We start from the raw sequence: 25,432 nt of genomic DNA on the forward strand, positions 1-25,432 counted from the left end.
CATTGGCGAGATCAACTCCGCTACCGTCCGCCTTAACGCGAACCTTCACATTATAGTCAATCACGCGTTTGACAGGCACGAGTACCTTCATCGCGTTCTCCTTTGGTTAGTTTGGTTTGGTATTCTCAAGGGATGGGCGCCCGGATACGGTTTGATACCAGGCGGTTAAGGTGGGGCGACCGGGACGCCAGTCACCGATTGGCTGGCGGAAATCGAGGTATCCCAAGGCACAGGCCAGACCAATGCTGGCGGCATCAAATTGGGTCTCTAGGGCGCTGGGAACGTTCGCCTCGAACCAATCGAGCGCGCGGTTGATCTTGTCCGATTGCCCGTCGAGCCAGCCTTGCGACACCTGATCCTCTGGCCTGATGCGCCGCTCGTAAACACACAGCAAGGCTGCTTCTATGACGCCTTCGGCCAGACTTTCGACGGTCAGCCGATCAAACTCTGTATCATCACCGGGATACAGCCGGGTGGTGGCGTTCAGACTGTCAATGAAACGCAGGATTGCGCGGCTGTCATAGACAACCCGACCGTCCGAACGCTCCAAACACGGTAGTTTCCCCAGCGGGTTTCGTGCAGCAAGATCGGGGTTAGTTTCGAGCGGAGATGTTGCGACTTCAACCTCCTCCACGAGGTTCTCAACACCCTTCTCGATGACGGCGGCACGAACTTTGCGCGCAAACGGCGAGGCGGAGGAAAAAAATAATCGATTCATGGAGAGGCTTCCTGATTAACCATATTGGACGATGACAGGATGCTATCCAGTTTTTTTGCGGGCACCAGCCCACTTTCAGTCATCACCTCTCGGATTGACTTGCCGGTCAACAGCGCCTGTTTGGCAATTCGTGCGGCCGCATCATATCCAAGATGCGGTGCCAACGCTGTGGCAAGCACCAGACTGTTATCCAGCAAAGCGGCGCAACGGTCTGCGTCCGCCTCAATCCCCGCCACGCATTTATCCGTCAGGGCATCTATGCCATTCGTCAAAATCGCAAGTGAATTTAACAAGTTATAGGCAACGATAGGCTCCATCGCGTTCAACTGCAATTGCCCGGCTTCAGCCGCCATCGTGACGGTCAGATCATTGCCTATCACCTGATAACAGACTTGATTGACCACTTCGGGGATGACCGGGTTCACTTTGCCGGGCATGATGGACGACCCCGCCTGCACTGCGGGCAGAATGATCTCACCTAGCCCGGCGCGGGGGCCAGAAGACAGCAGACGCAGATCGTTGCAGATCTTGGATAGTTTCACCGCCACGCGTTTCAGAATGCCCGAGAAGGTGACAAAACCGCCAAGGTCCGACGATGCCTCGATCAGGTCGCTGGCTTGGCGTAGGTTGAAACCGGATATCCGGGCCAGGTTGCCCACGGCGCGCTTTTCGTACCCGACTTCGGTGTTGACGCGAGTGCCGATGGCGGTGCCACCCAGATTGATTTCTTCCAGAAGGCGGCCGATTTCGCGAATGCGATCAATGTCTTCACTGACGGTAACGGCGAAGGAGCGGAATTCCGCACCAAGTGTCATCGGGACGGCATCCTGCAACTGAGTGCGACCCACCTTGGCGATGTCTGCGAAAGCCCTTGCGCGGTCCTCAAACGCTGCTTGCAGGCGCGAGAGCGCCCGGCACAGTGGCGCCACCTGAAAGAGCACGGCCAGTCGAACAGCGGTTGGGTAAACGTCATTTGTGGACTGGCCGTGATTTACATCATCATTAGGGTGCAGATGCGTATACGCGCCAGGCGGATGACCCAGCTTTCCAAGGGCTAGATTCGCAATCACCTCGTTTGCATTCATATTGGTGGATGTACCCGCACCGCCCTGGATCATGTCGATGACAAAGTGTTCGTGATGACGGCCTTCGATGATCTCATCGCATACTTCAACAATGGCGTGGGCCTTGACCTCTGCGATGCCCCCGATTTCCCCATTGGCCTGCGCCGCGGCACTTTTCACCATGGCCAGCGCGGTCACCAGGCTAGGAAATTGCGACAGAGTTACGTTTGTAATGGGGAAATTCTGACGGGCCCTTTCTGTCTGAATGCCGTAAAGGCAGTTCGCGGGCAACTCCACATTGCCAATGGAGTCCGTTTCGGTTCGGTACTGGGGCATTGGTCCGGGTTCAGTTCAAAGTTAACTATGGAATGAGGCTTACAAGACCGGCAGTTTGACCTAAAGACAGTCTTTCCTTTGCACTGATTAGGCCGGTCCGAACCCAGAATTGATGGGTTCCCGAAGCGCATTCGAAAATTGAAAAACACAATGGCTTTTAGGTGTGCTAAATTGAAAAGCAGTGCGATTTCTTAGTCTTAACTAAATGATTAGGCTAAACCTAATGTTTAGTGAGGAACACAATTATTCAGAGCAACACTCCCCCGCGATATAAATGATCGAAACTTTGCGACACGGAGGGAGGCGCGCTTGTCTGGCAATGAACAGATCGCGATTGATGTACGAGATGCGGTTAAACGCTATGGCGACTTCACGGCGCTTAAGACCATCTCGCTGTCAATCATGGATAATGAGTTTTTCACTCTGTTAGGCCCGTCGGGCTGCGGCAAGACCACTCTGCTGCGGATGATCGCTGGGTTCGAGAACGTAACAGAGGGCGCGATATACCTTTACGGTGACGAGATTGAGAACCTCCCGCCCAACAAGCGACCGGTGAACACTGTTTTCCAGAACTATGCGCTGTTCCCGCATATGACGATTTTGGACAACGTTGCCTTTGGCCTCGAGATGCGGGGAAGTTCAAAATCCGATGCCCGTAAACGTGCAGGCGAAATGCTGGAATTGGTGCAACTGGGCCAGTTCTCGACGCGTAAGCCCAGCCAGTTGTCCGGCGGTCAGCAGCAACGTGTGGCTCTGGCCCGTGCGTTGGCACCAAAGCCCAAGGTTCTGTTGCTGGACGAACCGCTGTCAGCGCTGGATTTGAAGTTGCGCAAGGCAATGCAGTTGGAGCTCAAGCACCTCCAGCGCGAGACAGGGATCACCTTTATCTTCGTGACGCACGATCAGGAAGAAGCCCTGACTATGTCCGACCGGATCGCGGTGATGTCGGCAGGTGAATTGCAACAACTGGGTTCGCCAACCGACATCTATGAACGTCCCCACAATATGTTCGTGGCTGATTTCATCGGCGAAACGAACCTGCTGGAGGTGTCGGTGGACGAAGTCAATGATGGGCGTGCCGTTTGCCATCTGGGCGGCGGACACGAACTGACCTGCAATCAGGTCGAAGGCATCGGCGTCGGTTCCAAAGTGCATTTGTCGATCCGTCCCGAACGTCTGTTCATGTCGGATCAGCCTGCCGAAGGTGAAAGCCTGAAAGGGCGGGTAAAAGAGAACATCTTTGTCGGCACCGACATCACCACGATTGTCGACCTTCAGGATGGCCCGGATTTCGTGGTGCGCACATCCAACTCGGATCGCGGTAACAAGCGGATATTCGAGCCCGGCACCGAGATGTTCGTCAATATGGAGCTGGGGGCCGCGCGCCTCCTGGTGGACTGATGGCAGCAGGTGCAGCAAGCGGCGGCAGCGCAACCACAGACACCTATAAAGAGGCCCGCACATGGCTGTTATTGCCCGCATGGGTGACGCTCAGTATCCTTGTTCTGGCACCGGTCATCATGATGTTGATCTACTCTTTCCTGACAAAAGAGTTCCGCGGCGGCGTGATCTGGGAATTCAGCCTGGCGGCCTATGATCAGTTCTTCTTCGATCGCGGCCTGTTCGGGGACGATCCTCCGAAAATTGAATGGACCTATATCACGATCTTTTGGCGGTCGATCTGGCAAGCAGGGGCGGCGACACTGCTGAGCCTGGTGATAGGGTTTCCGACAGCCTACTTCATTGCCACACAACCCGAAAAGATGCGCCCGATCTGGGTGTTTCTGATTACTATCCCATATTGGGTCAACCTGCTGATCCGTACCGTTTCGATGAAGTTCCTGCTGCGCGACCAGGGGCCACTGAACGATTTCCTGATGAACATCGGCCTGATCGACAGTCCCTTGCATATCGTCAACACCAACTTCGCGGTGCAGCTGGGCCTGTTCTATTCCTACCTGCCCTTCATGGTTCTGCCGATCTATGCAGCGGTCGAGCGGTATAACTTCGCGCTCTCAGAGGCGGCGGCAGATCTTTATGCCTCAAAGTGGACCACCTTGCGGCGCGTTCTGCTGCCGGCGGTCAAACCGGGTGTATTCGCGGGTTGTATTCTGGTGTTCGTGCCGTCGATGGGGTCGTTCCTTGCACCCGATCTTCTGGGTGGTGCCAAGAACTTTATGATCGGTTCGCTGATTGAAGAGCAGTTCAAAGGCAACGCCGGCAACTGGCCCTTTGGTGCCGCGGCGTCGATGATCCTGCTGACCATGGTGCTGATCATTCTCATAATCTCTGCGCGGCAACAGGCGAAAGCCAACAAAGGGGAGGGCTGAATGATGGCGACGAGTAAGCAATTCAACATCAAGTCCTATACTGGCTTTAAGGGGATTACCCTGCTGTGTCTTGTTATCCTTTATGCACCGCTGGTTGTTGTGACGATCTACAGCTTCAACGCCTCGCAATCCTTGACCAATTGGGAAGGCCTGTCGCTGCGCTGGTATGCGGATGTCTTTACCGGACCGGAAAGCGGCAAGTTCAAGACGGCGGCAAAGAACAGCTTTATCATTGCCATCGTTGCGGCCACGGTTGCGACCTCGATCGCGACGCTGGCGGCAACCGGTATGGTACGCGGCGGCAAGTTCCGCTTTCGCACCCTGTCCTTCGGGCTGATCAGCCTGCCGTTGATGGTGCCCGAGATCGTTCTTGCGGTTGCAACCCTGATCTTCTTCAACTCGGTCGGGTTCGAGCGCGGGCTGCTGACGATCCTGCTGGCGCATATCGCCTTCTGCATCCCCTTTGCGTACCTGCCAATCTCAGCACGGATGCAGGGGATTGAGGATAGCTATGAGCAGGCGGCACTGGATCTGTACGCCACTAAACGACAGGCGTTCACCAAGATTCTGCTGCCACTGATGATGCCCGGTATCATCTCTGGCTTCCTGCTGGCCTTCATCGTCAGCCTGGATGACTTCATCATTACCAACTTCGTGAAAGGTGCCGGTGTCGAAACACTGCCGACTGCGATCTTCGGGTCGGTCAAGCAAGGCATCAAACCCAATATCATGGCGATTTCGACCATGCTGCTGAGTGTGTCCATCATCATGGTCACGATCAGTTATTTCGTCAGCAAATCAGATAATACCAAGTAACCAACAGATGGAGATCACGATGAACACTTTTTTGAAAAGCAGTGTCGCCGCGCTTGCTCTGGCCCTTGGCGCCAACGCAGCCGCCGCTGAGGGCGAGCTGGTTCTGTACCACTGGTTCGAGTATATCCCGCAGGAGCTGCTGGATAAATTCACAGAAGAAACCGGTATCAATGTCACCATGGACACCTATGACTCGAACGAAGCCATGCTGGCCTCGCTCAAGGCCGGTGGTATCGGAACCTACGATGTTTCTGTTCCCGGCGACTATATGGTCGCGATCATGGCTGGCGAAGGGATGCTGGACACAATCGCCGATGGCGAGCTGAAGAACAAAGGAAACATCGAACCCGAATGGGCCGATCCTGGTTTTGATCCTGGTCGTCAGTCCTCGATCCCGTATCAGTGGGGTTCGACCAGCTTTGCCGTCAACCGCGATTCCTATGACGGCGATATCAACACCACCGATATCCTGTTTAACCCGCCTGCCGAATTGCAGGGCCGGATCAACATGCTGGACAGTCAGGGTGAAGTGATGGCGATGGCAGCCTTGCACATGGGCATTCCGCAATGCTCGACAGATCGCGAGCAACTGAAAGCACTGAACGCCATGCTACAAGAGGCCAAACAACACTGGGCGTCGTTCAACTCGGATACTGCCAAGGAAGTTCTGGTATCGGGTGACGCTGCAGTGGGTCAGATTTACGATGGCTTCTCTGCCAAGGCACGCGAAGAAGGGGCCAATGTGGAATATTCTTATCCGACCCAAGGCTACATTGCTTGGATGGACAATGTGGTTCTGTTGAAAGACGCCCCGAACCGCGACAGCGCGCTAAAGTTCATGGACTTCTTGCTTGAGCCTGAGAACATCGCGGCTGTTACTAACTACGCGCGCTACAATGCAGGCGTTTCCGGTGTGGAAGACTTCCTGGACCCGGAACTGGCAACTCAGCCCGAAAAAAACCCGCATGACAATGCGGGTCCGGGTGTCTTTATCGAAGTTTGCGATGAGGAAACTCAGGCGGTCTACGATCAGATCTGGACCAATCTTAAAAAGTGATCGCCTGACTATAGCTTAGTGAAAAAACTGCCCGCCCATGACTTGGGCGGGTTTCATTTAGACCTAAATCCGCGATTCCTGCGGGCAAAGCTGGTCCTAATCAGAAGTTATGGATTTTTGATTTGCCACTGTCAGAGGCAAAGGTTCATTTTATCCGCGCAGCGGATCGCGCTTTAACTGAAAATCGCAAATACGCATTGGGTAATAAGCCCACGTATAGCGGTTCAGATCTGGTCGAAGTATCGCTGCGCTTTGATCATGCCGAAGTTGCTGCTATTGCAGGGGCATCTCTGTTGTTTGATATGGTCTGTGTGGTCGCGGAAAACCGCGCCTGACGGAAAAGGCCGGACGGCTACATCCGGCAGAAAGGAAACGAAATCATGCTTACACCTATTCGTCTTTTGCCTGAAGGACACCCTGAAACAGGCTTTGTGCCCTCGACCGCGGTCGAAAAAGACTGTTTCACCACCGGCGACACGTCGGAGATCATCAGCAGCTTTTTCGAAAGCGCAGATGGCAAGATTTCTGTTGGTGTGTGGGAATGTGCACCGTGTCTGGAAAAGATCGAGGCCTATCCCGTTGATGAAATGATGACTGTCATTTCTGGGTCCCTGACCCTGACCGGCGCGGACGGAACCGAACAGAAGTTTACTGCAGGCGATACCTTTTTTATCGCCAAGGGAACACCTTGCACGTGGGAAATTACGCAGACACTACGGAAACACTATATGATCGTTTCCTGAAACAGCCCGGCGCGGATTATTCCGCGCCACGCAAGTTGCGCAGGATCGTCAATGCTGCCATCAGCAGAAACATGACCTCAATAACAATTGCGCCTTGGTTGGGGCGATATATCAGTGGGACAGCTACCAACACCCCGCCGACGATATTGCAGACAATGAATGGTATCCGGTTCGCCGACAGGATATCGCGGGTGGCAAGGTAATAGACACACACGATGATGACCGACCCAGCAATCCGACACAATCCGCCAGAGTCAGGTCCGCAAGCATGTTCAATGGCTCAGGTCCTTTAGAATCCGGTCCATCATGTCGTCACAGGCTTTCAATTGGCTCATCTCAAGATATTCATCCGGTTTGTGTCCCTGACCCTCCATCGAGCCGGGGCCGCAAACGATCGTTGGAATACCTAATTCGCTGAAAAACCCGGCCTCGGTACCGAAGGCAACCTTTGTGATCGCATTGCTTTGCGCCAGCTTCTGGGCATACGTAATGACCGCTTCTGTCTGGGCGACGTCAAGGCCGGGATACGCGTTGTATTGTTCAACTTCAATTCGCGCTTCTTCGAACAATGGCTGATAGGTCGTCGTCACCCTGTCCGCGGCTGCTTGAATCTGATCCAAAATGTCCTTGCCCCGATCCGATGCTAAATGTCGGTATTCCAACGTAAGCTCGGCCCGATCAGGAACGATATTGAGCGCTTTGCCGCCTGTCAGCATGCCTACATGTAGTGTTGTGTAGGGCACGGAATAGGCGGGATCGGTGTTGCCATTCTCAGCAAACGCCTTTTGCAGGTTGCGCAACTCGGTCATGAAGTCAGTCGCCAAATGCAGAGCATTTACAAAGTTTGGGGCCAGTGCCGAATGGCCGCTTTGACCATAACAGACAGCCCTGAGCGCCGCTTTGCCTTTGTGGCCAACAGCCACTTGCATTTCGGTTGGCTCACCCACGAAACAGGCGCGGGGCTGGCCCAGCATTGGCGCGAGGCGGTCCAGCATTTGTTGAATTCCAACGCAGCCCACCTCTTCGTCATACGACAACGCAATCTTGAGCGGTTCGCGCAAATCGGCGGTTGCTGCCCGGTCGGCCAGCGCCAGAACAGATGCCACGTAGCCTTTCATGTCCGTCGTGCCACGCCCGTATAGGCGATTGCCTTCGCGGGTTAGCTGGAAAGGGTCTTTTGTCCAACTCTGTCCTTCAACCGGTACAACATCGGTGTGCGCTGATAACAAGACCCCGTCTCCATCAGGGCCTTTTTCCGCGTACAGCCCTGTTTTGTCACCGGATGGGTCGGTGATGCGATGCACGGCAAACCCGCACTGTTTCAGAAAATCCTCGACAAAGGTCGCCAGTTCGAGGTTCGAATTCTTACTGACCGTGTTAAATGAGATCAGCTTGTCGAGTAAATCCAATGATGTTGTCATGAGAATACGACCAGCTTCCAATCCAATAGTTCACTTGCCTGATACATCGTCAGGGGGTTTTCGCACTCGTTGGTGAATTGTGTGCTTTGACACAGTTTTCGGCTATCAGTTTAAGGCTTGAAGAACAGACTTAAATCTCGATTACTCAAACCACTGATTAGGAAAAAGCGAACCTTTTTTCTGTGTGTCAATTATCGGGCGCGGTTTGCAAAAAGGGAACGTTGCCACCTTCGACCGATTGCCGGCAATGCTCAACAAAAGCGCTCACCGTATTGGTTTCGTTTTCGATCCGTGCTTTCAGCAGACCAAACCTCATCGGCCTCATTTCATCGGAAAATGGTATAAAGATCAGCTTTTTCCCGTCCGGTGACAAATTGTTAATGGGCCGGACATTGGCAATCGAAAACCCGAACCCGTTGGCCACCAGGCTGCGCATCACGGACATGTCTTTGGTGCGTTCAGTGACATTCGGTTTGATACCGGCTTCGCGGAAGAATGACAGGAAATATTCACTGCTATAGGGCAGGTCCAGCAGAACCATTGGCAGGTCCTTCAAGTCGGCCATCGAAAGCTGGTCACGTTGCGCCAAAGGATGCCCCGCGTGCAAAACGATGTACGGAGGCAGGTCGAGCAAGGGCAGAAAAGTGAGGTCCGCAGGAATATCGAGGTCATAGGTCAGCGCAACATCCAATTCCGCGCGCCGCAACTGGCTGAAGATATCCGCCTGGTTGAGCTCGCGCTGCTCAATCCGGACGGCTGGATAGTGATCCTCGAAACTACGGCGAAGGCCGGGTAGGACGATCTGAGCAAAAGTGACTAGGCATCCGACAGACAAAAGGCCCTGAACTTTACCGGTGATCTCTCCGGCAAGTGTCGCCAAAAGTTCAGCCTCTCGTAAAACGAATTCGGTCCGCTCCATAAATTTGTGACCGGCCTTGGTCAGAGACAAGCCCCGAGCGTGTTCGCGGACAAACAGGTTCAGGCCAAACTCGGCTTCCAACTGGTTGATAGCCGCCGAAATGGACGGCGACGACACATTCAGCACTTCGCTTGCAGCCGAGATACTGCCTGCCTTTCCCACAGCGACAAAATACTCAAGCTGGCGCAGCGTGTATCTGAAAGGCAAAGGCGTACCCCTAAGTTAATGTGAATCAAGACCGGTACTTAATCCACGTTGTTTTCAAAGCAGTATACTTTTCAAGCGAGTGCAAAGACAAATCTCGTCCGAAGCCGGACTGTTTCATACCACCAAACGGGGTCTGAGCTGACAGCGCGTCTACCGTGTTGACCGAAACCGTTCCGACCATCAGCCTGTCCGCCACCCGGCAGGCGCGGCTGAGGTTGCCGGTCCAGACGGATGCCGCCAGGCCGTAGATCGAGTCATTGGCCATCGCCACCGCTTCATCCTCGCTGTCGAATGGAATAACCGAAAGAACAGGGCCAAAGATTTCGTCACGCGCCAGCGGGTTGTCGTGGCTGACATCGTCAAAGATGGTGGGCTGAACAAAGCAGCCTTTGCCATCGACGCTCACGCGCTCGCCGCCTGCAACCAGATTTGCCGATTTCTTGCCTTCCTCAACAAAACGCATGACGCCCTGCGTCTGTTTTTCATCAACGATCGCACCCATTTTCGAAGCCGGATCCAGCGGATCGCCGGGCTGGGTTGCCTGCGCACGGGTAATGAGTTTCTCAACGAAGGCGTCCTTGATTGATCGTTCAACATACAATCGCGAGTTGGCCGAGCAGACCTCGCCCTGATTGAAAAAGATACCAAAGGCGGCCATGTCGGCGGCGGCGTCCAAATCCTCGCAATCGGCAAAGACCAGATTGGGGCTCTTGCCACCGGTTTCGGGCCAGACCTGTTTCAGGTTTGACTGTCCGGAATACCGCATGAACATTTTGCCGATTCCGGTTGAGCCGGTGAAGGCCAGGCAATCCACATCCATGTGCAGACCCAGCGCTTTGCCCGCGGTAACGCCATATCCGGGAACTACATTAAAAACACCGTCGGGAATACCGGCCTCAGCGGCCAGTTCGGCCAGACGCAGGGCAGACAGGGGCGATTGTTCGGCGGGTTTCAGAACGACCGAGTTGCCAGCCGCCAACGCCGCCGCACCTTTCCAGGTTGCCATATCCAGCGGGAAGTTCCACGGGGTCACCGCACCGACAACACCCAGCGGAACCCGTGCGACCAGTGCCAGATCGCCGGGGCCGGTGGGGGCGACCTCGTCATAGACCTTGTCTATTGCTTCAGCATACCACTGGAAGAAATGCGCCGAGCCAGGGGCGTCGATGGTCACGGCGTCTTTGACCAGCTTACCCATGTCGAGACTGTCCAGCAGCGCCATCTCTTCCAGGTTGTCGCGGATTAGATCGGCCAGTTTCAGCATAACCGCCTTGCGATCACCCGGCGCCATGCGCGACCAGCGGCCATCCTCAAAGGCTGTACGTGCGGCGGCGACCGCGCGGTTGACGTCTTCTTCGTCACATTCCGCGACCGATGTCAGAACTGCGCCCGTGGCGGGATTGATGCTGTCAAAGGTCTGGCCCGACGCAGCGTCAACAAATTTACCGTCGATGAAGGCCTGTCCCCGGAATGACAGCCCGGCGGCACGGCTTTTCCAGTCTTCATGTGAGTAGTCCAACATGGTGTTTCTCCCTGATTATTCGTCGCCGGGCACGCCGTATGAGGGCGCTTCGCGAGGGTCGAGCGCCCGCTGAATGTAGGCATCAAGTTGCGGTTTATAGATGTCCCAGGCGGTTGCGATATTTTCGATCGGGCAATCCTCGGTCCAGTCACAGCGCAGATCGGCGACAGGCCAGCTGACTTTGTCGACGATCTTCATGCCGGCGGAATGGACGGGCCCGGCCTCGCCACCAGCCTTCAGAGCCGCCCGCAAAGCCGCAATCAGGCGATCCCCGATGTGGCCAGAAGCGGCCAGAAAGCCGTCAACGATGGCCTGCGGAACGCCGTCGTTGTCCAAAAGATTACCGCCCGAGGCGACGTTTTCACCCTGCGCCTGCGTCCAAATACCCAGAGAGTTCGGGCCCGAATGGATCGCGGTTCGCCCTTGGATATCCACGGCCAGCACCTGCCGGTATTCGATGAAATTTCCTTGCTTCTTCACCTCATCCACGGCCTGTTGCGCCGACAGCCCCTGTTCCAACAGGTCTAACGCAAGCGGGCCCAAACTAGGGTCTGTCACATTCTGGGATGCTACCGCACCAACGCCGGCGCGGGCAAAGGAACAGCGCGCGGCAACGGCCGGTGAAGACGAAGAGATTGCCAATCCGAACATGCCGGTGTCCGGGCAGCGAGCGACCAGAGAAAACGTCATGCGTGCCTCCTGCAAAATACAAAACTAAGGACCGAGCCGCGCAAAAGGGGAGAGGGGCGCGACCCGGCCAGTGTGGTTATCGGGGAAGGCCGATCAATCGGGAATGACAGCGGTGCCGTCGATTTCGACCAGCCAGTCGGGGCGTGCCAGCGCCTGAACCACCAACCCGGTCGAGCAGGGGTGAACACCTTTGATGTATTCGCCCATGGTGCGATAGACGGCTTCGCGGTGGCGCACGTCTGTGATGTAGACGACGACCTTGACCAGATGCTCCATCGATCCGCCGGCCTCTTCGATCAGCTGCTTGATGTTCTGCATGACCTTATGGGTCTGTTCGACCGGATCGTGGCTTTCGATATTGACTGCATCGTCCAGGTTCTGCGGGCATTGGCCGCGCAAATAGACGGTTTTGCCCCCATGGGTCACAACGGCCTGACACAGGTCGTTGTCCAGGTTCTGTTCCGGATAGGTGTCTTTGGTGTTGAATTTGCGAATACGAGTATGCGCCATTTTCGGTATCCTGATACTGTTTGTTTATTCTGCGGCTGACGTAATGATTGCCGCTTCGCCTTCATATTCGGCGTATGCACGTTGGATTGCGATCTGGTCGGCGATGTATTTGGCGTCGTGCCAGACACCCCACAGGAAGGTCGAGCCACGGCGTGATTGCCATGGCAGGCCCAAAAAGTAGATATCCGGTTCGACCGATACGCCGCGCTGGTGAATGGGTGCGCCTTTTTCGTTAAAGGCGTCAGCCTTAATCCAGCTGAAGTCTTGGCGGAAACCGGTGGCCCAGATAATCGTGCTAATGCCTTCTTTGGCAAAGTCGATTGATTCCAGCGGGTTAACCAAGCTATCGGGGTCGGCATACGCCTGCCGCGCTTCGGGTTCTTTCGGCAGATTCAGGCCGTTACGTTCTACATAAGCGTCAGCCAGATCCAGCATCTCAAGATAGTTGGCATCGCCTGCGGCCACGTTGCGTTGCAGGTCGTCTGCAAAGCTCAGTACACCATTCTCGAATTTCCGGGTTAGCCCGACGAGTGTGACACCTTCGTTGCCCAGACGCCGGAAATCCATGGTGTGGCCGCCATAGGCACCACTGACCGAGATAGTCACGTGCTCAGTTCCCGGTTTCATTGCGGCAACGTCCCACAGACCCAGTACACCCAGCCACCAAACAAAATCGCGACCACGGTACCGGCGCGGCGGGCGGTCATGCGGGCCAACCGACAGGAACACTTTGCGGCCAGCGCGGTTCAGCTCATCCGCGATCTGCGCACCCGAGGAGCCGGCACCCACCACCATAACCGCGCCTTCGGGCAGCTGGTCGGGGTTCTTGTAATAGAACGAGTGCAGTTGCTCGACACCTGCAGTATCGGGAACGATCGGGGGGATGACAGGGTGCTGGAACGCGCCGGTGGCCGCGACGATGCGTTTTGCCTGGATCACACCTTCCGAGGTTTCGACACGGAAGCCGCCTTCACCGGGCAGGCGCTCGGCCTTGAGCGCTTCGACACCTTCGCGAATGGGGGCGTTTACCATCTGAGCGTATTCAACCAGGTATTCAGCGACGCGATCCTTCGTAACGAAGGCATCGGGGTCGTCTCCCTTGAACAGCAGGCTTGGGAAACGGTCGTGCCAGGCCGGTCCATTGGCGACCAGCGCATCCCAGCGACCGGTCCGCCAGGCTTCGGCCGTCCGGTTTTTTTCCAGAATGATATGAGGAACATCATTGTTCCCCAGATGCTCGCTGAGCGCGATACCTGCCTGTCCACCACCGACAACCAGCGTGTCCGTTTTCTCCAAAGTCATAGTCAGGTTCCCTTAGTAATGTATTGAACCGGTCTTATTGACCGTCGACAGCACGGGCGTCAGACCAGCCCGAATAGGCTGCCGGGCAATAGCCGTTGCGCCGATCCGGCACGCCTTGTGCGTTTCTCGGACAAAGTTCCACATCTTCAAAAATGGCGAAATTACTGTCTAACTTACCCCTAATTAGGCTTTGGCTAATCTGGCAGTTACCCCGTTTGTTTTCCGCATGCTTACCGGATCTGAGACAGGAAAGGCGCGATCAGATAATATAGCTCGCCCTGAGAAGATATCTGGCATTTCCTGTATAGCTGCTTGCGAATGACCTTCACGGTTTGCGGGCTGATCCCCAGCGTCAGACCGATAGAGATCGAGGAATGCCCCTGTAGGATGAGAAGGGCTATCTCTGATTGCCGCGCACTGAGTTTGATGTCTTTTTCGGCAAACATTCTGTCGCGCAATAGCTCAGCGACGTTTTCGGTCGAAGATTCTGGCCCGGATTTAAGTGTCCGCCAGTTCCGAATGGCCAGCGCATTGACGACTGGCGCGATTTGGCGGGCCGCAGCGATATCGCGGGATGAGAATTTTGATTTGGTTGTCGCATCCCGACCGATACTGACGGTGATGCCGATGCCCGAGGCTGGGTTGCTTAAGAATGCCAACTCATCGACCAGCGTGGTACGTTGATAATAGGATTTGTAGTATTCGTTGCGTTGAAACTGGTCGGGTGCCACTTCGGTCAGACGATAAACACCGTCCCGCGCACCTTTGCGGAACAATCCATACAAAGGATCCAGCAGGTAGGCACCGTTCACATAATGGCTGTCCATCCTTTCAAAAACGCGCCGTTCGATCGCACTGGTCAGAAACACTTCGGGTTCCCGATTCTCGAAGAAGGCCAGGATCGTGATGTTGTCAAAACGGCAGGACTTCCGCAGCCAGCGCTCCAGTTCTTGTGGGAAGGTCTCTGTTTCGATTGCAAGAATTGCAGCTGCCAACATGTCGGGTGCTGGGTCGAGTTTGGTCAATTCGTACCTCTCTGGGGGTATATACCCCTTATCCTGAGCTGACATAAGATTGATTGCATAATTTGGGGGTATGTTTCCAGTCTAATGCGCCAAAGGCAGCAAGGCCCGAAATCAAATCCAAGCTGATTGGAGCCGCCCCGCCAGATGTCCAAGGGAGATCCAGCATGCGTGATCCACGCTACGATATACTGTTCGAGCCTATCAAAATTGGTCCTCATACAGCAAAGAACCGGTTCTATCAGGTGCCGCACTGTAACGGGGGCGGTTATCGGGATCCCTCTGCCGCGGCAGAAATGCGCGGGATCAAGGCCGAAGGGGGCTGGGGTGTTATTTTCACCGAACAGTGCGAGATGCACCACACCTCTGAAATCACACCATTCATCGAACTGCGTCTGTGGGAAGACAAGGACATCCCGCAATTGCGCAAGATGTCCGAAAAAATGAAGACCCATGGCGCGCTGGCCGGTATCCAATTGGCCTATTCCGGTATCAATGGGCCGAATATGTATTCCAAAGAGGTACCGCTTGCCCCGACGGCGCTACCGATCCGCACCTTTACCAATGACCCGGTACAGGCTCGCGCGCTGGATAAATCCGACATCAAAGATCTTCGCCGCTGGTTCGTGAACGCGGCCAAGCGATCGAAAGAGGCGGGGTTTGACCTGATCAACCTATACGGCGCGCATGGTTTCGGCATCTTCCAGCACTTCCTGAGCCGTGCAACCAACCAGCGGACCGATGAATACGGCGGTTCCTTGGAAAACCGGTCACGGTTTGCCAACGAGGTGATCGCAGATATGCGTGACGCGGTTGGTGACACAATTGCCATCGCCCTGCGCGTGTCGCTGGACGAAACCATCGGCGATCTGGGCTTTTCGAATGCCGAGGTGCGTGAATTCGTCGAAATGAACCGCAACCTCCCGGATATCTGGGATCTGGCGCAGGGCACGTGGGAAGATTGCTCGGGACCGTCGCGTTTCAAGGACGAAGCTGCGCAAGAGGAACTGGTGCGCGGCATTCATGATCTGACCGACAAGCCCATCGTTGGTGTTGGTAGGTTTACCTCGCCCGATGTGATGGTTAAAATGATCAAGTCCGGCACGCTGAACATGATCGGTTGCGCCCGCCCGTCGATCGCTGACCCTTTCCTGCCCAAGAAGATCGAGGAAGGCCGCATCGACGATATCCGCGAATGCATCGGCTGCAACATCTGCATCACCGGCGACATGACCATGTCGATCAGCCGTTGCACCCAAAACCCAACCTTCATGGAGGAATGGCGCAAGGGTTGGCACCCCGAGAAGATGAACGAAAAGGGCGACAGCTCAAACGTTCTGGTTGTCGGGTCGGGCCCAGCGGGTCTTGAGGCTGCGTGGGCTCTGTGCCGCCGCGGATACGACGTTGCCGTGGCGGAGGCCAAGGACGTGATCGGTGGCCGCGTGGCGCGTGAACGCTTGCTTCCGGGCCTCAGCGCCTGGGGCCGGGTTGTAGATTACCGCGACTATCAATTGAGCCAGCGCCCAAACGTCGAGATTTATCGCGAAAGCGAATTGGACGCCGACAGCATTCTTGAGTTCGGGTTCGAGAACGTGTGTATCGCAACCGGGTCCACTTGGCGTCGCGACGGCGTGTCGCGTCAACACGTGGTGCCGATGCCCATCGCCGATGGGGCCAAAATCTATACCCCGGACGATCTGATGGATGGGACCATCCCGTCGGGCCGTGTCGTGGTGTATGACGACGACCACTATTACATGGGCGGTGTGCTGGCTGAACTGCTGGCCAAAAACGGGGCTCAGGTTACTTTGGTCACTCCGTCGCCCTTAGTCAGTGACTGGACGCAGAATACGTTGGAACAGATCGCAATCCACCCACGTCTTGTCGAGGCTGGTGTTGAGATCGTCCTAAACCAGGGTGTGACCGAGATTCACGCGGATCACGTGGTGTCGAACTGCACCTATACCGACAGAACCTGGAAGATCGAGGCCGACGCGGTTGTGATGGTGGCCTCACGTATCGGTAATGACGGTGTTTTCAATGCTCTGAAGGAGAAGGAGGCGGATTGGGCCGATGCCGGTATCAAGTCCGTCAAGTTGATCGGCGACGCCAATGCGGCCGGGCCGATTGCCTGGGCGACCTATGCGGGTCACAGATACGCGCGTGAACTGGACGAGCCTGGCATCGGTGATGCCCTGCCATTCCGCCGAGAGATCACGGAACTGGCTCCCGATTAAACAAGACAGGGGCGAGTGCAGCGCATTCGCCCCAAAATATTTGAAGAAAAGCGACCCGAAGCGATCGACGGACAAGTATGGCGGCAAGGGTCGTAATACCAACTACTGACGACGAACCGTCGGGTTTGTTCTAGCAGCTCCACTGCCAGATTCAGGCCGGTTTAGGTTTCCATATCCAAACTGTGTACGTCCCGCCCTGCGCAGATCAACTGTCCTTTGGTCACGTGCGAGGCGCGATTTTTCACGCGCCTCCAGAACGCCAGTGATCAAATCTTCGGGAACGTCTGTCACATCGATATTCTTCTAGGCACTCGCGCAACTTAGGGCGCGCCTGTATTCCCTAAGATAGGCGCGGCATTCGGCGCACACCTTCAGGGGCAATTCGAACACAAACCTTTGCCGCGGTGTCAGACCGCCATCAAGGTATTCGAAAATAAAGTCTTCGAATTCTTCACACGAGATCATCATCGGTGCCTTGAACATCACCGCGTGCATGCGCCGCGTGAGGGATATGGGTTGCTTAGCTGACTTTGAAATCACCCAAAACCGGTTCCAGCAATTTTTTTAAGGCCGCTCTGGCACGAAGTACCCTGATTTTTACGTTGAATTCACTAATGTTCAAAATGTCACCAACTTCTGCGGTCGATAATCCTTCGATGTCAGGAAGTATTAAAACGATACAGTACTATTCAGGAAGTTTCATGATCGTTTGCTGCACTTACAGAACCATTTCTGAATCGCTCAGCAAGGATCCGGCGTCTCATTCACGATCAGCGACTGGTCGATGCGACAACCGCTATCGTCAAGTTGAGGAAGCAACGGGTCGATCGGGTTCTTGTTCCGCGTTTTGGAACGCCGCAATATCATCAAGGCTTCGTTGACGACGACCCGATGCATCCAGGTTTTCAGAAAAACCCCGCCTTCAAATCCGTCGATGCCGGAAATTATCTTTTGAAAGTCGTTCTGCACGGCGTCTTCCGCGTGCATCCGGTCGTTGAGTATCCTTTACGCAACGGCCAGCATCCAACCAATATTGTCGGTAACAAGTACACGGGTTTCATAGTCCCCATGCCTGTGCGTCACATCCTAATCCATTTGGCTGTCGGTCCCGCCTCCCGCGGATTTCTGAAGAAAAAATCGCGAAACTTATTTTGTAACCAGACCCCACGGCAATGCATCTAAGACGCATAGAAGCTTCACAGTATCGTCAATGGCTGGGGATCAAACTTTATGTTTCTTACGGAATACGGCCCAAAACCCGCAGAATTCACAACAGACCGGGGTGTTCCCTGCCGTGAGTTTCAGAATGGTTCCTCAAAATAAGTAACATTCCCGTTTCTTTTGATGTGCTTGGATTTACCGCGGTGAAAAAACTGTTTTCGTTAAATCAACCCACTCAGCCAAAGTTGCCTGCACGGCAGCTTAGCAAGGAAGGCAACCTCAATGAACAAAGTTGAAGTTTGCCGCTACGACGACCTGAAAGACCGCAATCCTGAATATGCACTGGTCGGAGAGGTGGATCTTGTCGTCGTTCGTTTCAATGACAAGGTCTCGGTCATGTACGGACGTTGCGCACACCGTCGTGGTGCACTGATGGCGGACGGCTTTGTTCGGGGTGACAACCTGATTTGTGGCGTCCACTACTGGGACTAGCGTGTCGATAGCGACGTGTCCGAATACAACAACTCCGAATCTTTGCACAACTTCCAAAGCTGGGTGGAAGACAGTGCCATTCTGGTCGACGCGGACGAGATTGCCGCCTGGGCGCAGGAAAACCCCCAGCCGTTCAATCGTGATGAATACCTTGGGCTCTATGCCGATACATCGGACGGAACCGAGGAAGAGCCTTACAACCAACTGATCCAGAACTACGCCAAGCACGGTTTGAAACGGGTGGGTCACCAAGGCGCGGTGGAGTCCATGGGTGTTCCCAGTACTCAGTTGCCGGATTGGGATGACATTCAATTTCTCGCGGCTCAGGTGGCCAAGCTGCTGCTGCTGAACGAAGATCCGGTTGGCACCGAAGTTGTCATCGGGCCGAACGCCAAGAAACCTCTGACCCTGAATATCCCGTTGTTCGTGTCGGACATGAGCTTTGGTGCACACAGCGAAAACGAAGGCGGAAAGTGATGCGGAAACATTTTACAGGATTTACTGCAAGAACATTCTCGACAACAGGATGCTCTTGTACCGCGCAAAGTACCTGCTGAAGTTCACCAACAACATGTTAGCCAAGGCCACACCGTTTCTGTTTTATCTGATTGGAGGTATCCTTGTTGTCGAAGGCGATATCACTCTGGGGTCTCTGACGGCAGCGCTGGTGGCTTAGCAGCAGTTGGATGAACCTTGGCGGGTTCTGGCGCAGTTCTTTCAGCGTTCGAGCACCACGAAAATGCAATATGGGCAAATCGATTTCAAAGTATCAGAGAGCTAACCAGAAACACAGCGTACCCCATTACTGAAGCGAACCCACACATTCCTGAAAACTAAGGAGATAACATGACAGCCCCTGACACTCTGGCAACAAGTCCGTCCAAAGCCTCAGACCTGCTTGTATCAGCGCTAGAGGCTGAAGGCGTGAAACATATCTTTGCTGTTCCCGGTGAAGAAAATCTGGACGTAGTTGAATCCCTGCGCACCTCGTCGATCGAACTGGTTCTGACCCGGCACGAGCAGGGCGCGGCGTTTATGGCCGCAACTTACGGCCGGCTGACCGGCAAAGCAGGCGTCTGCATGGCGACACTTGGCCCGGGTGCCACCAACTTTGCCACTCCGGCGGCTTACGCGAATCTGGGCGGCATGCCCTTGATCATGATTACCGGTCAGAAACCGATCAAAAAATCAAAACAAGGCCAGTTCCAGATTGTCGATATCGTCAACCTGTTTGAACCGATCTGCAAAATGTCCAAGCAGATTGTTCATGGCAACACCATACCAGCGTTGGTTCGCGAAGCATTTCGGATGGCCGAGGAAGAACGCCCCGGCGCCGTATTGCTGGAACTGCCCGAAGATATTGCGGCGGAAGAAGTGGACGAGGTCGTGTTACAGCCACACCCCCGCCATTATGCAATCGCAGGCGATACCGTCCTGCATGAAGCTGCCGAATTGATAAGGGGGGCCAAGATGCCCTTGTTATTGCTTGGGGCCGGTGCCAATCGAAAATACGCGCGCAGTGCCCTTAGCGAATTTGTCGATAAAACACAGATTCCGTTCTTTAATACGCAGATGGGTAAGGGTGTGGTCGATGAACGCTCGGAATTGTTTCTGGGAACGGCGGCTTTGTCGGATGGCGATTACCTGCACTGTGCAATTGATCGCGCAGACCTGATTATTAACGTGGGTCATGACGTTGTCGAAAAACCCCCGTTCTTTATGGAGCCGAACGGCACCAAGGTCATTCACGTCAACTACAAGGCGGCGCAGGTCGATCAGGTCTATTTCCCTCAGGTCGAGGTTGTTGGCGATTTGGCCAGGTCCATTACCAAACTGGGTGAAATTCTGGGTGGCCCGCTTGATTTTGACCGCAGCTACTATAAGCGCATTAAACAGGAAACCGAACTGCACACCTCCGAAGGGTCGGATGACACGCGGTTTCCCATCGTCCCGCAGCGCTTTGTTGCGGACACGCGAAAAGTGATGCGAGATTGCGATATCATCGCTTTGGACAATGGCATCTACAAAATCTGGTACGCAAGAAACTACAAAGCCTATCAGCCCAATACTGTCTTGCTGGACAACGCTCTGGCTACAATGGGGGCAGGGCTGCCGTCAGCGATGATGGCAGCCATGATGTACCCCGAACGCCGCATCATGGCTATCTGCGGGGATGGCGGGTTCATGATGAACAGTCAGGAATTGGAGACCGCTGTTCGACTGGGTCTCAATCTGGTTGTCACGATTCTGAATGACAGCTCTTACGGGATGATCCGCTGGAAGCAGGTCCATGCTGGGTTCTCGGACTGGGGGCTAGAATTCAACAATCCGGACTTCGTGCAACATGCAAACAGCTACGGGGCCACCGGGCATCGTGTTGAGCGGACCGAAGACCTTGTTTCGGTGTTCGACAAGGCGTTCGAGGCCGGGGGCGTGCACCTTGTCGATGTGCCCGTCGATTACAGCGAAAACCAACGGGTCCTGATTGATGAACTGGCCGAAAAGGTGTGCCTGATATGACGGAACGTGTGGATGTTGTGAATCCGTTCAGCCTTGAAACCATTGGGTCGGTTGGGCTTTCTACGTGGCCTGAAATCGATGGCATGCTGGAGACATCACACGCGTTGCACCGTGAGCGCGACAACTGGTTGCCTGCCTATCAGAGGATCGAAATCCTCAGGCGAACCGGAAAGATCATGGAAGGCCGGTTCGAGGAGCTGGCCTTGCTGATCGCCAATGAAGGTGGAAAGCCACTGATGGACGCGCGCGTCGAGGTGCGGCGGGCCATAGACGGCGTTGACCTGTGCATACACGGGATTAGCCAAATGGCCGGGCGTGAGATACCGATGGACCTGACGGCAGCAGGCGCTGGCCGGATTGCCTTTACCCAGCGCGAGCCGATTGGGGTTGTGGTTGCAGCCAGCGCTTTCAACCACCCCCTAAATTTGATCGTGCATCAGGTCGCCCCAGCGGTGGCAACGGGCTGTCCGGTTTTGGTCAAACCCGCGATGGATACACCGCTGTCTTGCCTGACCTTCGTGGAAATTCTGCACGAGGCCGGGTTGCCCAAGGATTGGTGTCGTTTTGTGGCCTGTGGCAACGAATTGGCCGAGAAAATGATCACCGACCCTCGCGTAGGGTTTTTTTCGTTCATTGGGTCCGCGCGGGTTGGTTGGATGCTGCGGTCCAAACTTGCGGCGGGCACACGTTGCGCGTTGGAACACGGTGGTGCTGCACCGGTCATTATCGAGGATTCAGCCGATATTGAATCGATGTTGCCTTTGCTGGCAAAGGGCGGTTTTTACCACTCGGGTCAGGTCTGTGTTTCGGTCCAGCGGGTTTTTGCACCCAGAACATCAGCGCGAGGCATAGCCGAGAAACTGGCTGCACTGGCTGGCTCATTGAAAGTGGGCAACGCCATTGACCCACAGGTCGAATGCGGGCCTCTGATCAGGCCGAAAGAGGTAGACCGAATTGAAACCTGGGTTGACGAAGCTGTTCAGGGTGGTGCGGAAGTTTTGACCGGCGGTCGGCGATTGGGTGAGACAACCTATGCGCCCACGGTTTTGCTGAATCCACCAGCAGACGCGCGCGTATCGACCATGGAGATTTTCGGCCCGGTTATTTGCGTTTACGAATACGATGATCTTGATGCAGCCATACAAACAGCAAACGGTCTTCCGTTTGCGTTTCAGGCGGCCGTTTTCACCAATGCGCTGGACACAGCGATAAACGCAGTCCGCCGTCTGGATGCGACAGCTATAATGGTCAATGATCATACGGCATTTCGGGTGGACTGGATGCCGTTCGCCGGACGACGTCAGTCAGGGTACAACACAGGTGGCATCGAATACACGATGCACGATATGACGCAGGACAAGATGGCGGTGATCAAAATTTAACATAACTACTGTTACGCGGAATCGAAGTTGCGTACGGGCCAGTTCCCTTACATAGGAGAACCGGCCCGGGAGTTTTTAGAAATGTGCCGACTTGGTGTTTTCCGGCGTCGCAGGCGGGGCAAATCTGGTCAGGTCAATACCTTCGACTGCGGTTCTGTACTCTTCGATGTTTGGCGTCCGACCAAGGATTGCTGACAGCACCACAACTGGTGTGGACGCCAGCAGGGATTCACCTTTCTTCTCGGCGGAGTCCTCAACAACACGTCCCTGGAACAGGCGTGTTGATGTCGCCAGAACGGTATCACCTTTTGCTGCCTTTTCCTGGTTGCCCATGCACAGGTTACACCCCGGGCGTTCGAGGTACAGGATGTTCTCGTACTCGGTTCGGGCGGCTGTTTTCGGGAACAGATCGTCGAATTCAAAGCCCGAGTACTTCTGGAGAATGTTCCACTCACCCTCTTCTTTAAGCTCGTCGATGATGTTGTAGGTCGGGGCCGCCACGACCAGAGGTGCCTTGAACTCGACCTTTCCCGTTTGCTTTTCCAGGTTCTTCAGCATTTGGGATACGATGATCAGATCGCCCTTGTGGACCATGCACGATCCGACAAAGCCAAGATCGACCTTCTTCTCTCCGCCATAGTAAGACACCGGTCGGATCGTATCGTGGGTATAACGTTTGGACACATCCGCATTGTTGACGTCAGGGTCCGCGATCATGGGTTCATTGATCTCGTCCAGATCAACGATAACCTCGGCAAAGTACTTGGCACTGTCGTCCGGGGTCAGCGCGGGCACTTCGCCGGAACGGATTTCGGCGATCCGCTTTTCTGCTCTGTCGAGCAGACCCTGCAATGTGCCGGCCTCGTTCTCCATGCCTTTGTCAATCATCACCTGAATGCGGCTTTTCGCAATTTCCAAAGATTCCACAAGGGTCTCATCCTGCGAAATGCAGATTGACGCCTTGGCCTTCATCTCAGCCGTCCAATCCGTAAAGGTGAACGCCTGGTCCGCCAACAAGGTGCCGATGTGAACTTCGATCACGCGACCCTGAAAGACGTTGTCGCCAAACTGCTTGAGCATCTGCGCCTGAGTTGCGTGTACCACATCACGGAAATCCATGTGTTCGGCCATTTTGCCCTTGAACGTCACCTTGACAGATTCCGGGATCGGCATGGTTGCCTCACCCGTGGCCAACGCCAGCGCGACGGTGCCCGAGTCCGCACCGAAGGCGACGCCCTTCGACATCCGAGTATGCGAGTCGCCACCGATGATGATCGCACGGTCATCGACAGTGATGTTGTTCAGTACCTTGTGAATCACGTCGGTCATCGCATGGTATTCGCCCTTGGGGTCACGCGCGGTGATCAGGCCGAAATTGTTCATGAATGACATCAGTTTCGGAATGTTGGCTTGCGCTTTCTTATCCCAGACTGACGCGGTGTGACAGCCCGACTGATAGGCACCGTCCACGGTGGGCGAGATGACAGTGGCGGCCATCGCTTCCAGTTCCTGCGAGGTCATCAGACCCGTGGTGTCTTGTGAACCGACGATGTTCACTTTGACCCGCGCGTCCGAACCCGCGTGAAGCACCGTGCCCTCGGGCACGCCAACGGAGTTGCGGTTAAAGATCTTCTCGACCGCGGTCAGGCCCTGCCCTTCATTCGATATTTCCTTCGACGGCGCAAATGCGGACTTCACGTCTTGCCCCAGCGTCTGCGCCGCAAATGTCTGAAGCTTTTTGCCAAAAACGATCGCGTAAGATCCGCCAGCCTTCATGAATTCCAGCTTTTGCGGAGTAAAGGACGCCGACACATCCACCAGCTCTTTTTTGCCATCGGCATCGCAGAGCGTTTTATCCTTGGTGTTGATGGTCAGAACGGTGCCTGTTTCGACCGAGTATTTCTGCTCCAGAATTGGGCTGTCATCATTGTTCAGGATCGGATTGCCTTCGGAATCCACCTTCTTAACCCAGTTTTTGAGGTCGATACCTATGCCGCCGGTCACTCCGACGGTAGTAAGAAAGATCGGCGAAATACCATTTGTACCTGCAACGATCGGGGCGATATTGACGAAAGGCACATAGGGGCTGGCCTGCTTACCGGTCCACAGGGCAACGTTGTTCACGCCCGACATCCGCGACGAACCCACGCCCATAGTGCCCTTCTCGGCGATCAGCATCACGCGCTTGTCGGGGTGCTGGGTTTGCAGTTCCTGAATTTCCTGCTGAGCCTTGTCCGAGATAAAGCACTTGCCGTGCAGTTCCCGGTCAGAGCGCGAGTGCGCCTGATTGCCCGGTGACAGCAGGTCGGTCGAAATGTCGCCTTCGGCTGCAACGTAGGTCACAACTTTGATCTCGTCTTCGATCTCGGGCAATTTGGTGAAGAACTCGGCCTTGGCGTAGCTTTCCAGAATATCTTTCGCAACTGCGCTGCCGGCCTCAAAGGCCGCCTTTAGTCGGTCGGTATCGGCATCATACAGGAACACCTGGGACTTCAGTACCTCGGCCGCTTGCTCGGCGATCGCGGCATCTCCACCCAATGCCAGGTCCAGCAGAACTTCAACCGACGGGCCGCCCTTCATGTGCGACAGTAATTCAAACGCGAAGGAAACTGAGATCTCCTCGACTTCTGCTTCGCCAAGAATGATTTCTTTCAGGAACTGGGCCTTTTCACCCGCAGCGCTGGTTGTGCCGGGAAGCGTGTTGTAGATGAAAAAGTTCAGCGACTCGGCCCGGTGCTCGCTCTCGGAATCCTTGATCTGGGCAACAATCTCTTTCACAAGGGCACCATCATCGATGGGCTTGGGGTGCAGGCCCTGTTCTTTACGTGTCTCGATCTCGCTGAGGTAGTCTGTATAAAGGCTCATGGCTGTTCCGGCTGTTTGCGTTGTGTGATGTTTCGCGCCGGGTATGCGGCAGTCTGACCAACCCCGGCAACCATTTGTATGCGGCGGTATACTAATTCTGCGAGAGTTTCAATAGACC

Annotated in this window: 26 protein-coding genes and 1 pseudogene; 12 read left to right on the forward strand and 15 right to left on the reverse strand. The window is 55.0% G+C overall.

Going from position 1 to position 25,432, the window contains the following annotated elements:
• The 3 genes and pseudogenes from ACR0IY_RS11985 to ACR0IY_RS11995 form a co-directional block, all read right to left on the reverse strand.
• Positions 1 to 91 (reverse strand): annotated as a pseudogene (locus ACR0IY_RS11985) (electron transfer flavoprotein subunit beta/FixA family protein); the annotation flags it as partial.
• A gap of 15 nt (positions 92 to 106) precedes the next feature.
• A complete protein-coding gene (locus tag ACR0IY_RS11990; RefSeq protein ID WP_480673544.1) occupies positions 107 to 718 on the reverse strand; it encodes a glutathione S-transferase family protein in 612 nt (203 codons plus the stop codon).
• Positions 715 to 2,118, reverse strand: a complete 1,404-nt coding sequence (locus ACR0IY_RS11995) for an aspartate ammonia-lyase (RefSeq protein WP_480673546.1) — start codon at positions 2,116 to 2,118, stop codon at positions 715 to 717. Before ACR0IY_RS11995 ends, ACR0IY_RS11990 begins: the two co-directional genes overlap by 4 nt.
• A gap of 309 nt (positions 2,119 to 2,427) precedes the next feature.
• Here ACR0IY_RS11995 and ACR0IY_RS12000 point away from each other — a divergent pair, with 309 nt between their 5' ends.
• From ACR0IY_RS12000 to ACR0IY_RS12025, 6 genes are all read left to right on the forward strand, one after another.
• Entirely contained in the window at positions 2,428 to 3,519 is a 1,092-nt protein-coding gene (locus ACR0IY_RS12000; RefSeq protein WP_480673548.1) for an ABC transporter ATP-binding protein, read from the forward strand.
• The gene (locus tag ACR0IY_RS12005; protein WP_480673550.1) at positions 3,519 to 4,448 is read left to right on the forward strand and encodes an ABC transporter permease; all 930 of its coding nucleotides are present in this window, start codon (positions 3,519 to 3,521) and stop codon (positions 4,446 to 4,448) included. Before ACR0IY_RS12000 ends, ACR0IY_RS12005 begins: the two co-directional genes overlap by 1 nt.
• The gene (locus ACR0IY_RS12010) at positions 4,449 to 5,264 is read left to right on the forward strand and encodes an ABC transporter permease (RefSeq protein ID WP_480673552.1); all 816 of its coding nucleotides are present in this window, start codon (positions 4,449 to 4,451) and stop codon (positions 5,262 to 5,264) included.
• Positions 5,265 to 5,283: 19 nt separating this feature from the next.
• Positions 5,284 to 6,321, forward strand: a complete 1,038-nt coding sequence (locus tag ACR0IY_RS12015) for an extracellular solute-binding protein (RefSeq protein WP_480673554.1) — start codon at positions 5,284 to 5,286, stop codon at positions 6,319 to 6,321.
• Between the two features lie 122 nt (positions 6,322 to 6,443).
• Positions 6,444 to 6,656, forward strand: coding sequence for a hypothetical protein (locus ACR0IY_RS12020; RefSeq protein ID WP_480673556.1), 213 nt, complete (start codon positions 6,444 to 6,446; stop codon positions 6,654 to 6,656).
• 45 nt (positions 6,657 to 6,701) lie between these two features.
• Positions 6,702 to 7,064 (forward strand): cupin domain-containing protein, encoded by a 363-nt coding sequence (locus ACR0IY_RS12025; RefSeq protein WP_480673558.1) that lies wholly within the window; start codon positions 6,702 to 6,704, stop codon positions 7,062 to 7,064.
• 16 nt (positions 7,065 to 7,080) lie between these two features.
• Here ACR0IY_RS12025 and ACR0IY_RS12030 read toward each other — a convergent pair whose 3' ends face one another.
• The 8 genes from ACR0IY_RS12030 to ACR0IY_RS12065 form a co-directional block, all read right to left on the reverse strand.
• Entirely contained in the window at positions 7,081 to 7,308 is a 228-nt protein-coding gene (locus ACR0IY_RS12030) for a CBU_0592 family membrane protein (RefSeq protein WP_480673560.1), read from the reverse strand.
• Between the two features lie 28 nt (positions 7,309 to 7,336).
• Positions 7,337 to 8,485: an acetylornithine deacetylase gene (gene argE, locus ACR0IY_RS12035; protein ID WP_480673562.1), complete on the reverse strand. Its 1,149-nt coding sequence runs from the start codon at positions 8,483 to 8,485 to the stop codon at positions 7,337 to 7,339.
• A 187-nt stretch (positions 8,486 to 8,672) separates the two neighbouring features.
• The gene (locus ACR0IY_RS12040) at positions 8,673 to 9,611 is read right to left on the reverse strand and encodes a LysR family transcriptional regulator (RefSeq protein WP_480673564.1); all 939 of its coding nucleotides are present in this window, start codon (positions 9,609 to 9,611) and stop codon (positions 8,673 to 8,675) included.
• A gap of 25 nt (positions 9,612 to 9,636) precedes the next feature.
• Entirely contained in the window at positions 9,637 to 11,133 is a 1,497-nt protein-coding gene (locus ACR0IY_RS12045) for an aldehyde dehydrogenase (protein ID WP_480673566.1), read from the reverse strand.
• 15 nt (positions 11,134 to 11,148) lie between these two features.
• On the reverse strand, positions 11,149 to 11,823 hold the full coding sequence (locus ACR0IY_RS12050) for a DUF1028 domain-containing protein (protein ID WP_480673568.1): 675 nt from the start codon (positions 11,821 to 11,823) through the stop codon (positions 11,149 to 11,151).
• 93 nt (positions 11,824 to 11,916) lie between these two features.
• A complete protein-coding gene (locus tag ACR0IY_RS12055; RefSeq protein ID WP_480673570.1) occupies positions 11,917 to 12,333 on the reverse strand; it encodes a RidA family protein in 417 nt (138 codons plus the stop codon).
• A gap of 24 nt (positions 12,334 to 12,357) precedes the next feature.
• The gene (locus ACR0IY_RS12060; RefSeq protein ID WP_480673572.1) at positions 12,358 to 13,635 is read right to left on the reverse strand and encodes a flavin-containing monooxygenase; all 1,278 of its coding nucleotides are present in this window, start codon (positions 13,633 to 13,635) and stop codon (positions 12,358 to 12,360) included.
• Between the two features lie 230 nt (positions 13,636 to 13,865).
• Complete coding sequence (locus ACR0IY_RS12065) at positions 13,866 to 14,660, reverse strand: helix-turn-helix domain-containing protein (protein WP_480673574.1); 795 nt, start codon at positions 14,658 to 14,660, stop codon at positions 13,866 to 13,868.
• Between the two features lie 164 nt (positions 14,661 to 14,824).
• On the opposite strand from ACR0IY_RS12065, the gene ACR0IY_RS12070 reads away from it, so the two are divergent.
• Entirely contained in the window at positions 14,825 to 16,894 is a 2,070-nt protein-coding gene (locus ACR0IY_RS12070) for an oxidoreductase (RefSeq protein WP_480673576.1), read from the forward strand.
• Positions 16,895 to 17,197: 303 nt separating this feature from the next.
• On the opposite strand, the gene ACR0IY_RS12075 is transcribed toward ACR0IY_RS12070, so the two are convergent.
• The 3 genes from ACR0IY_RS12075 to ACR0IY_RS12085 form a co-directional block, all read right to left on the reverse strand.
• Positions 17,198 to 17,389 carry an anti-sigma factor family protein gene (locus ACR0IY_RS12075; RefSeq protein ID WP_480673578.1) on the reverse strand — a complete coding sequence of 64 codons (192 nt, stop codon included), beginning with the start codon at positions 17,387 to 17,389 and terminating at the stop codon, positions 17,198 to 17,200.
• Positions 17,390 to 17,414: 25 nt separating this feature from the next.
• Positions 17,415 to 17,573: a sigma factor-like helix-turn-helix DNA-binding protein gene (locus ACR0IY_RS12080; protein WP_480674038.1), complete on the reverse strand. Its 159-nt coding sequence runs from the start codon at positions 17,571 to 17,573 to the stop codon at positions 17,415 to 17,417.
• A 62-nt stretch (positions 17,574 to 17,635) separates the two neighbouring features.
• The gene (locus ACR0IY_RS12085; protein ID WP_480674039.1) at positions 17,636 to 17,896 is read right to left on the reverse strand and encodes an RNA polymerase sigma factor; all 261 of its coding nucleotides are present in this window, start codon (positions 17,894 to 17,896) and stop codon (positions 17,636 to 17,638) included.
• A 441-nt stretch (positions 17,897 to 18,337) separates the two neighbouring features.
• Between ACR0IY_RS12085 and ACR0IY_RS12090 the strand changes: the two genes are divergently transcribed.
• The 5 genes from ACR0IY_RS12090 to ACR0IY_RS12110 all read left to right on the forward strand — a co-directional run bounded on the left by ACR0IY_RS12090 (position 18,338) and on the right by ACR0IY_RS12110 (position 22,449).
• Positions 18,338 to 18,547, forward strand: coding sequence for a Rieske (2Fe-2S) protein (locus tag ACR0IY_RS12090; RefSeq protein WP_480673580.1), 210 nt, complete (start codon positions 18,338 to 18,340; stop codon positions 18,545 to 18,547).
• A 15-nt stretch (positions 18,548 to 18,562) separates the two neighbouring features.
• Complete coding sequence (locus ACR0IY_RS12095; protein ID WP_480673582.1) at positions 18,563 to 19,024, forward strand: hypothetical protein; 462 nt, start codon at positions 18,563 to 18,565, stop codon at positions 19,022 to 19,024.
• A 49-nt stretch (positions 19,025 to 19,073) separates the two neighbouring features.
• Positions 19,074 to 19,223 (forward strand): hypothetical protein, encoded by a 150-nt coding sequence (locus ACR0IY_RS12100; protein WP_480673584.1) that lies wholly within the window; start codon positions 19,074 to 19,076, stop codon positions 19,221 to 19,223.
• 170 nt (positions 19,224 to 19,393) lie between these two features.
• Complete coding sequence (locus tag ACR0IY_RS12105) at positions 19,394 to 21,067, forward strand: acetolactate synthase large subunit (protein ID WP_480673585.1); 1,674 nt, start codon at positions 19,394 to 19,396, stop codon at positions 21,065 to 21,067.
• Positions 21,064 to 22,449: an aldehyde dehydrogenase family protein gene (locus ACR0IY_RS12110; protein ID WP_480673587.1), complete on the forward strand. Its 1,386-nt coding sequence runs from the start codon at positions 21,064 to 21,066 to the stop codon at positions 22,447 to 22,449. Before ACR0IY_RS12105 ends, ACR0IY_RS12110 begins: the two co-directional genes overlap by 4 nt.
• A 75-nt stretch (positions 22,450 to 22,524) precedes the next feature.
• On the opposite strand, the gene ACR0IY_RS12115 is transcribed toward ACR0IY_RS12110, so the two are convergent.
• On the reverse strand, positions 22,525 to 25,314 hold the full coding sequence (locus ACR0IY_RS12115) for a bifunctional aconitate hydratase 2/2-methylisocitrate dehydratase (protein WP_480673589.1): 2,790 nt from the start codon (positions 25,312 to 25,314) through the stop codon (positions 22,525 to 22,527).
• Between the last annotated feature and the right edge of the window lie 118 nt (positions 25,315 to 25,432).

The organism is Ruegeria sp. BC1, from assembly GCF_056539305.1.

Excerpts from the sequence above, each read along its gene's own strand:
- ACR0IY_RS12010 (WP_480673552.1), top strand. The coding sequence starts at position 4,449 with ATGATGGCGACGAGTAAGCAATTCAACATCAAGTCCTATACTGGCTTT.
- ACR0IY_RS12115 (WP_480673589.1), bottom strand. The coding sequence starts at position 25,314 with ATGAGCCTTTATACAGACTACCTCAGCGAGATCGAGACACGTAAAGAA.
- ACR0IY_RS12060 (WP_480673572.1), bottom strand. The coding sequence starts at position 13,635 with ATGACTTTGGAGAAAACGGACACGCTGGTTGTCGGTGGTGGACAGGCA.
- ACR0IY_RS12070 (WP_480673576.1), top strand. The coding sequence starts at position 14,825 with ATGCGTGATCCACGCTACGATATACTGTTCGAGCCTATCAAAATTGGT.
- ACR0IY_RS12015 (WP_480673554.1), top strand. The coding sequence starts at position 5,284 with ATGAACACTTTTTTGAAAAGCAGTGTCGCCGCGCTTGCTCTGGCCCTT.
- ACR0IY_RS12100 (WP_480673584.1), top strand. The coding sequence starts at position 19,074 with ATGCTCTTGTACCGCGCAAAGTACCTGCTGAAGTTCACCAACAACATG.
- ACR0IY_RS11995 (WP_480673546.1), bottom strand. The coding sequence starts at position 2,118 with ATGCCCCAGTACCGAACCGAAACGGACTCCATTGGCAATGTGGAGTTG.
- ACR0IY_RS12025 (WP_480673558.1), top strand. The coding sequence starts at position 6,702 with ATGCTTACACCTATTCGTCTTTTGCCTGAAGGACACCCTGAAACAGGC.
- ACR0IY_RS12050 (WP_480673568.1), bottom strand. The coding sequence starts at position 11,823 with ATGACGTTTTCTCTGGTCGCTCGCTGCCCGGACACCGGCATGTTCGGA.
- ACR0IY_RS12075 (WP_480673578.1), bottom strand. The coding sequence starts at position 17,389 with ATGCACGCGGTGATGTTCAAGGCACCGATGATGATCTCGTGTGAAGAA.
- argE (WP_480673562.1), bottom strand. The coding sequence starts at position 8,485 with ATGACAACATCATTGGATTTACTCGACAAGCTGATCTCATTTAACACG.
- ACR0IY_RS12110 (WP_480673587.1), top strand. The coding sequence starts at position 21,064 with ATGACGGAACGTGTGGATGTTGTGAATCCGTTCAGCCTTGAAACCATT.
- ACR0IY_RS12090 (WP_480673580.1), top strand. The coding sequence starts at position 18,338 with ATGAACAAAGTTGAAGTTTGCCGCTACGACGACCTGAAAGACCGCAAT.
- ACR0IY_RS12045 (WP_480673566.1), bottom strand. The coding sequence starts at position 11,133 with ATGTTGGACTACTCACATGAAGACTGGAAAAGCCGTGCCGCCGGGCTG.
- ACR0IY_RS12055 (WP_480673570.1), bottom strand. The coding sequence starts at position 12,333 with ATGGCGCATACTCGTATTCGCAAATTCAACACCAAAGACACCTATCCG.
- ACR0IY_RS11990 (WP_480673544.1), bottom strand. The coding sequence starts at position 718 with ATGAATCGATTATTTTTTTCCTCCGCCTCGCCGTTTGCGCGCAAAGTT.
- ACR0IY_RS12005 (WP_480673550.1), top strand. The coding sequence starts at position 3,519 with ATGGCAGCAGGTGCAGCAAGCGGCGGCAGCGCAACCACAGACACCTAT.
- ACR0IY_RS12105 (WP_480673585.1), top strand. The coding sequence starts at position 19,394 with ATGACAGCCCCTGACACTCTGGCAACAAGTCCGTCCAAAGCCTCAGAC.